Annotated in this window: 8 protein-coding genes, 1 tRNA gene and 1 other RNA gene; 2 read left to right on the plus strand and 8 right to left on the minus strand. The window is 69.7% G+C overall.

Translation table 11 applies throughout. The annotated features are described in order from the left end of the window. Positions 1 to 16 precede the first annotated feature (16 nt). Positions 17 to 2254 (minus strand): calcium-binding protein, encoded by a 2238-nt coding sequence (locus F0U44_RS14435; RefSeq protein ID WP_149728955.1) that lies wholly within the window; start codon positions 2252 to 2254, stop codon positions 17 to 19. Between the two features lie 171 nt (positions 2255 to 2425). Here F0U44_RS14435 and F0U44_RS14440 point away from each other — a divergent pair, with 171 nt between their 5' ends. Then, a complete protein-coding gene (locus F0U44_RS14440; protein WP_149728956.1) occupies positions 2426 to 3430 on the plus strand; it encodes a hypothetical protein in 1005 nt (334 codons plus the stop codon). 69 nt (positions 3431 to 3499) lie between these two features. Here the strand turns inward: F0U44_RS14440 and F0U44_RS14445 are convergent, their stop codons facing one another. From F0U44_RS14445 to ffs, 7 genes are all read right to left on the minus strand, one after another. Next, positions 3500 to 4537 (minus strand): aspartate-semialdehyde dehydrogenase, encoded by a 1038-nt coding sequence (locus F0U44_RS14445; RefSeq protein WP_149728957.1) that lies wholly within the window; start codon positions 4535 to 4537, stop codon positions 3500 to 3502. Positions 4538 to 4613: 76 nt separating this feature from the next. Then, entirely contained in the window at positions 4614 to 5894 is a 1281-nt protein-coding gene (locus tag F0U44_RS14450; protein ID WP_149728958.1) for an aspartate kinase, read from the minus strand. A 53-nt stretch (positions 5895 to 5947) separates the two neighbouring features. Continuing rightward, positions 5948 to 6571: a DUF5063 domain-containing protein gene (locus tag F0U44_RS14455; protein ID WP_246160468.1), complete on the minus strand. Its 624-nt coding sequence runs from the start codon at positions 6569 to 6571 to the stop codon at positions 5948 to 5950. Further along, the gene (recR, locus tag F0U44_RS14460) at positions 6568 to 7164 is read right to left on the minus strand and encodes a recombination mediator RecR (protein WP_149728959.1); all 597 of its coding nucleotides are present in this window, start codon (positions 7162 to 7164) and stop codon (positions 6568 to 6570) included. The genes F0U44_RS14455 and recR overlap by 4 nt, the downstream gene beginning before the upstream one ends. An 18-nt stretch (positions 7165 to 7182) precedes the next feature. Further along, positions 7183 to 7566 (minus strand): YbaB/EbfC family nucleoid-associated protein, encoded by a 384-nt coding sequence (locus tag F0U44_RS14465; protein WP_149728960.1) that lies wholly within the window; start codon positions 7564 to 7566, stop codon positions 7183 to 7185. Positions 7567 to 7588: 22 nt separating this feature from the next. Continuing rightward, positions 7589 to 9580 carry a DNA polymerase III subunit gamma and tau gene (locus F0U44_RS14470; RefSeq protein WP_149728961.1) on the minus strand — a complete coding sequence of 664 codons (1992 nt, stop codon included), beginning with the start codon at positions 9578 to 9580 and terminating at the stop codon, positions 7589 to 7591. A gap of 68 nt (positions 9581 to 9648) precedes the next feature. Next, an RNA gene (ffs, locus tag F0U44_RS14475) (signal recognition particle sRNA small type) lies at positions 9649 to 9739 on the minus strand. Between the two features lie 70 nt (positions 9740 to 9809). On the opposite strand from ffs, the gene F0U44_RS14480 reads away from it, so the two are divergent. Then, positions 9810 to 9898 (plus strand) — tRNA-Ser (locus F0U44_RS14480). Positions 9899 to 9921 lie beyond the last annotated feature (23 nt).

The raw sequence follows: 9921 nt of genomic DNA on the forward strand, positions 1-9921 counted from the left end.
CCGGACGTCGGTCTCGCTACAGGAGCTGCTCGCAGCTGACCACGGTCTCCGCGTTGGAACAGGTGTCGGTCCCACCGGAGCCGCCGTCGGCGAAGTCACCGGCGCCGTCGCCGCCGTCGAGGACGTCGTTGCCGCCGAACCCGTAGAGCGCGTCGTCGCCGCCCAGGCCGTTGAGGATGTCAGGACCGGTGCCGCCCATCAGCGTGTTCGGGCCATCGCTGCCGGTGAGCGTGTTCTGGCCATCACCACCGATCACGGACTCGACGTCGAGGCTCACCGTGTCCTTCTCGCCAGCCTCGCCGTCGTCGTTGTCGCCGTCGATCGTGACGATCACGTCACCGGTCCGGTCCCGATAGTCGGCAATGTCTTGCCCGTTGCCGCCGAAGAACTTGTCCGCTCCGTCCAGGCCCGTGAAGCCGTAGAAGGCGTCGTCGCCGTCATCCCCGTAGAGAAGGTCCTTGCCGCCCAGACCGACCAACGTGTCGGCGCTGCCGCCGCCGTAGATCGTGTTGACGCCGTCGTTTCCGATCAGGACGTCCTCGCCGTAGCCGCCGAAGATGATCTCGATGTCGGAGCCGACGTTGTCGTCCTCTCCGGCTTCGCCGTCTCCGACGACGTCGTCGAGCGACACGAGGAGCTCAGTGACCCGGTCCTCGTAGGTGACCACGTCCTTGCCGGTCCCGCCGCTGAGGTCGTCGCCGTCCGCCTGGCCGTCCAGGAGGTCGTTGCCGCCCAGCCCGGCGAGGTCGTCGGCGCCATCGCCGCCGTACAGCATGTTGGCCGCACGGCTGCCGGAGACGTCGTCGTCGCCGGCGCTGCCCTGGACGTCCTCGACGTTGCTGCGGACGTTGTCGAGATCTCCCGCCGGACCGTCGTTGGCGTCGTTGTCCAGCGTGAGCACGATGCCTTCGGGACCATCGGCGTAGGTGACCAGGTCGTGGCCTCCCCCACCGTTGACCAGGTCATGGTCAGCCGGTCCGAGGAGGACCGGCTGGGGTGCGAGCAGGTCGTTACCGCCGCCGCCAGCGAGGGAGTCGTCACCGCCGTAGCCATAGAGCTCGTTGTCCGCCGAGCTGCCCTTGAGCTCGTCGCCACCGAAGTGGGTGCCGGCGATGTTCTCGACGTCCTTGGCCACCTTGTCCTTCTGGCCCGGGTAGCCGTCATCTGCGGCGCCGTCGAGGTCGACCTTGACCGCCTGGCCCGAGTAGTCCTCGTAGGAGAGGTCCCACTCGACGTAGCCCGAATAGTCGACCGTGTCCTCCCCGTCGCCACCGATGAGCAGCTTCTTCACACCCTGGTAGGCGCGCAGCTGGTCGTCACCCGGACCACCGTCCAGCGTCGACAGCGCGCCGTCGTTGTAGAGGACGTCGTCGCCGTACAGGCCGGAGATCACGTCCGTGCCGCCACCGCCGACCAACCAGTTGTTGTCGTCGTCACCGGTGATCACGTCGCCACCTGCCCCGCCGACCACCATCTCCAGGCCGAAGACGCTGTCGGACTGGGGCCCCGCGTTGCCGACCTTCGCGGTGTTGTCCAGGAGCGAGATGGCGAGCGGCACGCTGGCCGGCACGTCATAGATGACGGCGTCGAAACCCCCGTCGCCCGAGAGCGTGTCGTCGGCGCCGACCGACCCGTAGAGGATGTCGTCGCCGTAGCCGCCGTAGAACTGCTGGGTGCCGGCGTCGCCCGTGAACACGTCGTTCCCGCTACCGCCGAAGACCCGCTCGATGTCGTCGTCGACGAAATCCTCCTCGCCGGCCTCGCCGTCGTCCGCCACCCCGTTGAGGCTGACCGCGAGGTCGTTGTCGCGGGAGATGTAGTCGATGGTGTCGAAACCGCCCTCACCGTGGATGAACTCGGCCCCGTGCCCGGGCCGCATGGTGTCGGCGCCGCTCCCGAGGAAGAACTCACCCGGGACGTCGGTGCCGTTGGCGTAGATCGTGTCGGAGGCGTTGCTGCCGGTGAACTCGAAGGCCTCGACGGCGGCCTTGGGGCACTGGACGCCGAACGTCAGCTGCGAGCACGGCCCACCGTTGAACAGCGTCAGGCCCTTGTCTGCCACGACCCGGACGTTGATCCCCACCTCGGTGAAGTAGACCGTGTCACCAGTGGTGTCGAGGTTGATGACCAGCACGCCGGTGTCGAGTTGGACATTGCCCGCCACTGCGTGTGCTGGTGATGGTGCGAACACCACGACCCCAGCAGCTCCGAGAAGTCCGGCGAACGCCATCGTCCGCGCGCTCTTGATCGTCATTCGCGCTCAACCCCATGCAAACTCGGTTCTTTGGTCGCCGAGCCGCACCCTTGCGACGACACCCTGCCAGCGACTTTTGTCGTTGGGAATGCGTCGATCGAATGGTTTCTGGGGGACGCCTGGCGGGAGCCGTCATCCCGACAGCGAGGGCTTCGTGACAAACTGCACCCCATGTCGGACGAGCAGGACAAGCTGAAGGTCAGCTTGGAGCCGCCCAAGCTGTTCGGGCGCAAGAAGAAGGACGCCCCGGGGCCCGCCAAGCGCCCCGCCGCTAAGCCTGCGCCTGAGGAGGTCCCGGAGCCTGATCCGGAGCTCGTCGAAGAGCCTGTCGCCGAGCCCGAGCCCGAGCCCGCCGAGGAAGTCGCGGCCGAGTCCGCGCCCGAGCCCGAGCCAGAGCTGGAGCTGGAGCCTGAGCCCGAACCGGTCGCCGAGGCCACGGTGAACGACGACGCCCCCGCCGAGGAGTCCGTGGACGGCACCCTCGTCATCGAGACCCCGGCCGAGGTCGAGGCCGCGCCTGAGCCGGAGCCCGCACCAGTCGTGGAGGCACCAGTCGTGGAGGCACCGGCCACGAAGGCGCCCGCCAAGAAGGCGCCGGCCAAGAAGCCCGCGCCGAAGAAGGCAGCACCGAAGCCGGTCGAAAAGGCAGCCGAGGAACCGGTCGCGGTGCCCGCGGCAAAGAAGCCGGCCCGCCCGCGCGCCAAGATGGCCCCGCCGATCGAGCCCGAGCCGGTCACCACCGACGATCACGACGACGCAGCGGTCGCGGCTCTGGCGCGCGACGGCGAACCGTTGCTCGCCCTCTACCCCGCAGCATCCGTGACAGGTGCCGTCGTCGGTGGCGCGATGGTGCTGCTGACCTGGCTGTCACTCCGCGGCTGCGAGGCCGTCCGCGACACCTCATCCTGTGGCGGCGGACCCGGCCTGCTGCTGCTGCTCGCGACCTTCGTGGTGTGCATCATGCTGGGCAGCACGCTGTTGAAGACCTTCGTGGTCCCCGACCCCGGGAGCAGCAGCTTCTTGGCGGTCGGCCTGGTCGCGGTGGTGGCGCTGCTCTTCTTGATCGACGCGCTCGACCACTGGTCGATGATCATCGTGATCCCCGTGCTCAGCGTCGGGGCCTTCCTAGCCTCGGTCTGGGTCACCAAGACCTTCGTAGAGCCAACGGAGACCTAGCCCGTCAGGGCACAGACGAACGCGAGGGCGGCCCCGGTGGGGCCGCCCTCGCGCTGTGTCGGGGATGCGTCAGCGGGAAGCGAGCACCAGCTCGGCGATCTGCACCGTGTTGAGCGCGGCACCCTTGCGCAGGTTGTCGTTGGAGATGAAGAGCGCCAGCCCGCGGTCGTCGTCGACGCCCGGGTCCTGGCGCAGGCGCCCGACGTAGGAGGGGTCCTTGCCCGCCGCCTGGAGCGGGTTGGGGATCTCGGCCAGCTCGACACCCGGGGCCCCGGCCAGCAGCTCGCGAGCACGCTCCACCGGGAGCGACCGCTCGAACTCGGCGTTGATCGCCAGCGAGTGGCCCGTGAAGACGGGCACGCGGACGCAGATGCCGGAGACGCGCAGCTCGGGGAGGTCGAGGATCTTGCGCGACTCGTTGCGGAGCTTCTGCTCCTCGTCGGTCTCGTTGAGCCCGTCGTCGACCAGGTTGCCCGCGAAGGGCAGCACGTTGTAGGCGATGGTGCGCTTGTAGACGCCCGGCTCGGGGAACGCGACGGCCTCGCCGTCGTAGGCCAGCTCACGGGCCTTGTCACCGGCCGCAGCGACGCCGGTGGCGAGCTCCTCCACTCCGGCCACGCCGGACCCGGAGACGGCCTGGTAGGTCGAGGCGATGAGGCGGACCAGCCCGGCCTCGTCGTGCAGCGGCTTGAGCACCGGCATCGCAGCCATGGTCGTGCAGTTGGGGTTGGCGATGATGCCGCGGCCCGCAGCGATCACGTCCTGGGCGGCGCCGGGGTTGACCTCGGCGACGACCAGCGGGATGGCCGGGTCCTTGCGGAACGCCGAGGAGTTGTCGACGACGATGACGCCGGCGTCGACGAACTTCTGGGCGAGCGCGCGAGACGTGGTCGCTCCCGCGGAGAAGAGGGCGATGTCGAGCCCGCTCGGGTCGGCCGTCGCAGCGTCCTCGACCGTGACCTCGCGGTCACCGAAGGGCAGCACGGTGCCGGCCGAGCGCGAGGAGGCGAAGAAGCGCACCTCGTCGGCGGGGAAGTCGCGCTCGAGGAGGATCTGGCGCATGGCGACGCCGACCTGGCCGGTGGCGCCGACGATTCCGATCTTCATGGGGTCAATCCTTCCGACCGCTCGCGGATCGCGCGAGCGAGTTTGTGCCGACTGTCAGCGGCTTCGTGCCGACTTTTCAGCGTCCGGAGCCGCCGTAGACGACGGCTTCCACCTCGTCGGCGTCGAGGTCGAACGCCGTGTGGCAGGCCTGGACGGCGCGGTCGACGTCGTCTTGGTCGACGATCACCGAGATGCGGATCTCCGAGGTCGAGATCATGCCGATGTTGACGCCGGCCTCGGCCAGCGCGGTGAAGAACTTCGCCGAGATGCCCGGGTGAGAGCGCATGCCGGCCCCGATGAGCGAGATCTTGCCGATCGACTCGTCGTAGAGGAGCGACTCGAAGCCGACCCGCGCCTTGAGCTCGTCGAGCGTCGTCATCGCGGTCTGGCCATCAGAGGTCGGCAGCGTGAACGAGATGTCGGTCAGGTTGGTCGCAGCGGCCGACACGTTCTGCACGATCATGTCGATGTTGATCTGCGCCTCGGCCAGCGCGTTGAAGATGGCCGCGGCCTCGCCGACCTTGTCGGGCACGCCGACCACGGTGATCTTGGCCTCGCTGCGGTCGTGGGCGACGCCGGCGATGATCGGTGCTTCCATGCTGCCCTCCGGGGCGGGGTCGTTGATGCTGCCGGTGACGATCGTGCCCTCGAGGGTGCTGAACGACGACCGGACGTGGATCGGGATGTTGTGGCGCCGGGCGTATTCGACCGAGCGCAGGTGGAGGACCTTGGCGCCGGAGGCCGCGAGCTCCAGCATCTCCTCGTAGGTGACCGTGGCGAGCTTGCGAGCCGCGGGCACGATCCGGGGGTCGGCGGTGAAGACGCCGTCGACGTCGGTGTAGATCTCGCACACGTCGGCGTCGAGCGCGGCGGCCAGGGCAACCGCGGTCGTGTCGGTGCCGCCGCGACCGAGGGTGGTGATCTCCTTGGTCTGCTGGCTGACGCCCTGGAAGCCCGCGACGATCACGATGTGGCCCTCGTCGATGGCGCTGCGGATGCGGCCCGGCGTGACGTCGAGGATCTTGGCCTTGCCGTGCACGTCGTCGGTGATGACACCGGCCTGGGAGCCGGTGAAGGACTGGGCGGTGAAGCCCAGGTCGGAGATCGCCATCGCGACCAGCGCCATCGAGATGCGCTCACCAGCGGTGAGCAGCATGTCAAGCTCGCGGGCCGGCGGGAGCGGGCTCACCTGTGCAGCGAGGTCGAGCAGCTCGTCAGTGCTGTCGCCCATCGCGGACACCGCGACGACCACATCGTTGCCGGCCTTCTTGGCGTCGACGATCCGACGAGCCACGCGCTTGATGGCGTCGGCGTCGGACAGCGACGATCCGCCGTACTTCTGCACGACAATGCCCACGGGGTTGTGCTCCTGTTTTCGACGGGGAAGATGCCCGTCGATTCTACCGAGGCTCAGGCGCCGACCACGCCACCGTCCAAGGCGGCCTCGGCCGCCTCGATCTGGTCGAGCTCGGAGTCGTTGTCGACGTCGAGGCGGTCGTGGGCGATGACCGACAGCAGCGCCTTCATCGCGGCCCCGGCGAGCGCTCCCCACGAGGACACATAAGAGAACTGCCACCACCACAGGGCTTCCTCGACGTCACCGGCGCGGTAGTGCCTCATGCCGAGCTCGAGGTCGGACACGATGCTCGCCAGGTCGTCGGAGAGCTGGCTCTCGACCACCTCGGGCAGGTACGGGTCGAAGATGTAGCTCATCGTGTCGACGTTGCCGAGCAGCGCCGCCAGGCGCAGCCGCAGGTCGTCGAGGTCGGCGTCGGGGCCGACGTCGGGCTGGTATTCGTCACGCGGCGCGAAGTCGCGCTGGGCGCCGAGCTTGGCGCCCGCCAGGGAGACCTGGCTGATCTGGAGCAGGAGGAGCGGGATCGACTGACCCGCGGTCGCCTGACTCGCGATCACCCGCATCGCGTCGAGGAACACCGACACGGAGCTGGCGATCTCGTCGGCGAACCGCACGGTCTCCGTCTCCACCGCCAGCAAGGCCTCGAGGGCTGCCTGCCCGGGGAGCTGATCGGTCACGTTGCCGCCTGCCTTCCTGCAAATGCTCGTCCGAGAGTGACCTCGTCGGCGTACTCCAGGTCTCCGCCTACCGGAAGTCCACTCGCCAACCGCGTCACGCGCAAGCCCAAGGGTCCCAGCATCCGGGTCAGGTAGGTCGCGGTGGCCTCGCCCTCGAGGTTGGGATCGGTGGCGAGGATCACCTCGGTGACCGCCTCGTCGCCCAGCCGCATCAACAGCTCACGGATGTGCAGCTGCTCGGGGCCGATGCCGTCGATCGGCGAGATCGCGCCACCGAGCACGTGGTAGCGACCGCGGAACTCGCGGGTGCGCTCGATCGCCACGACGTCCTTGTACTCCTCGACCACGCAGATGAGGCTCTGCTCCCGCCGCGGGTCGCGGCAGATCCGGCACTGGTCGTCCTCGGACACGTTGAAGCAGATCGAGCAGAACTTCACCTTCTCCTTGACCTCGATCAGGACGTCAGCGAGGCGCTTCACGTCGACCGGGTCGGCCTGGAGGAGGTGGAAAGCGATCCGCTGCGCGCTCTTGGGACCGACGCCCGGCAACCGGCCGAGCTCGTCGATGAGGTCTTGGACTACGCCTTCGTACATCAGGTCAGCGCCGTCGGCTCAGAAGCCGAGCTGGCCGAGGTCCGGACCTGGACCGCCCATGCCGGGGAGCCCGCCCGCGAGCGGGCCGAGGGTCTGGTCGGCCAGCGCGTCGGCCTTGGCCTTGGCGTCGCGGTAGGCCGCGACCACCATGTCGCCCAGGTCGGCGAGGTCGTCGGCGTCGCCGCCGTCGACCGTGCCGGGCTTGATCGTGACGGCGACCAGCTCGCCCGTGCCGCTCACCGTCACAGCGACGGCACCGCCGGCCACCGAGCCGTCGACCGTTGCGTCAGCGAGCCGGGCCTGGGCCGCCTGCAGGTCCTCCTGCATCTGCTGTGCCTGCTGGAGCAGGGCCCCGAGATCGAGACCACCGCCACCGAGGGCGTCGAACGGGTTCTGCGTCATGGTCAGGCCTTCTTCCGTGTGGTCATCCGTGGGGGATCTCCTCGATCACCTGGGCGCCGAGCTCACGCACGAGCAGCTCAGCACCGGACTCGGCGTCGACGTCGGCGTCATCGAGGTCGACCGCCTCGTCGGGGTCGTGCGGCGGCTCGGCCTCGGCCTCCGCCTGGATGTCGGCCATCCGCGGACGGCGGGGCGCCGGCGGCTCGGGTGCGGGCTCAGCCGCCGCGGGGGTGTCCCACGGCGGCGGGTCCGAGGTCAGGGGCGCTGCCGAGACCGCCGGCGCTGCCGGGAACCCGGGGTCGGCCGGCGGCGGGGCTCCGCCAGCGGTGGCGCCAGGGTCGAGGATGCACTCGATGCGCCACTCGGCGCCGACGACCTCGCGGATCGCCTCCTGCAGCACCTCGGCGCTGCCCCCCTCGAAGCTGCCGCGCGCGCCGGCGTTGTTGAAGCCGAGCGTCAGCGTCGTGCCGTCGAAGCCGACGACCTGGGAGTTCTGCGTGAGGTGGATCCAGGTCACCCGACGCTTGCGCTGCGTCGCTGCGATGACGTCGGGCCAGAGGCGGCGTACGTCGACGAGCGAGAGGCTGCCCGTGGGAGCGGGAGCCGGCGGCGCCGCGGGGGTGGCCACGGGTGCCGGCTCGGCGGCGGGAGCGGACGCAACGGGCTCGACTGGCTCGGGAGGCTCGGGATCGAAGTCGTCCGGCTCCGGCATCGGGTCGGGCTCGACGGGCGCCGCGAGCTTCTCGGCGGGCGGGACCGGGGTAGGTGGCACAGCGGTCGGGACCGCGGCGACGGGGGCTGCGGCGGCCGGGGCCGGAGCAGCGGGCTCGGCGGGCGCCGAGCCGGCGATCGACATCCGACGCTCGAGCCGGTCGAGTCGGGCGAGGACGCCGTCGGTGCCGTGGTCGGCGGCCGGGAGCAGCACCCGGGCACAGATCAGCTCGAGCAGCAGGCGAGGAGCCGTCGCACCGCGCATCTCGGTCAGGCCGGCGGCGACCAGGTCGGCGGCGCGGGTGAGCTCAGCGCGCCCGAACCGCGCCGCTTGGGCCACCAGGCGCTCCCCTTGGTCGCCGGAGACGTCGATGAGGCCCGTGGCGGGCGCATCGGGCACGGCGGACACGATGACCAGGTCGCGCAGGCGGCGCAGCAGATCCTCGGTGAACCGCCGGGGGTCCTGGCCGGTCTCGATCACTCGGTCGACGACACCGAACACGCCGCCGCCGTCACCGGCCGCGAACGCGTCGACGACGTCGTCGAGGAGGGTGTCGGGCGTGTAGCCCAGGAGGCCGCTGGCGAGCTGGTAGGTCACCCCGGCCGGCCCCGCGCCACCGAGCAGCTGGTCGAGCACGGAGAGCGTGTCGCGAGCCGACCCGGCTCCTGCGCGCACGACGAGCGGCAGCGCGGTCGGCTCGATCGATACCCCCTCGAGCTCGCAGAGCTCGGTCAGGTAGGACGACAGGAGCCGCGGCGGGATCAACCGGAACGGGTAGTGGTGCGTGCGCGACCGGATGGTCGGGATCACCTTGTCGGGCTCGGTCGTGGCGAAGATGAAGCGCAGGTGCGGCGGGGGCTCCTCGACCAGCTTGAGCAGGGCGTTGAAGCCCTGCGTGGTCACCATGTGGGCCTCGTCGATGATGTAGACCTTGTAACGGCTCTTCACCGGCGCGAAGAACGCCTTCTCGCGCAGATCACGCGCATCGTCGACGCCGCCGTGGGACGCCGCGTCGATCTCGATCACGTCGATCGACCCCGGTCCGCCGCGGGCCAGGTCGCGGCAGCTGTCGCACTCACCGCACGGGTCGGCGATCGGCGCTCGCTCGCAGTTGAGCGCGCGTGCGAGGATCCGCGCGCTCGTCGTCTTGCCGCAGCCACGGGGGCCGGAGAAGAGGTAGGCGTGATTGACCCGGTTGCCGGCCAGCGCCGCACGCAACGGCTCGGTCACGTGCTCCTGACCGATGACCTCCGCGAAGGTCTCGGGCCGGTAGCGGCGATAGAGCGCGAGCGGGGAGTCCACGTCCCAGACCCTAGACGCCTGGTCCGACGATCAACACCCGAGGCAGACGTTCTTGGGCATGAAGACGCAAAGGCCCCCCGCGTACCCGACAGAGCTCACTTACCCTTGCTGCCTTCCGGCCCTGGGGGAGTTGGGCGAGATGCCGCCACGCGGGGGGTTGGCCTCACTCTAATGGATGCTGGGCAACGCGATTTCATCGGCTAGCGCCCTGCCCGGTAGCCTCCTCCGCGGAGGTATCGCCTAGTGGCCTATGGCGCACGGCTGGAATCCGTGTTGGGTTAATAGCCCTCGGGGGTTCGAATCCCCCTACCTCCGCCACTGTGATGAGTCGAGACATAGGT

This window comes from Nocardioides humilatus, from assembly GCF_008373755.1.
In the GTDB taxonomy this organism is placed as follows: Bacteria; Actinomycetota; Actinomycetes; order Propionibacteriales; family Nocardioidaceae; genus Nocardioides; species Nocardioides humilatus.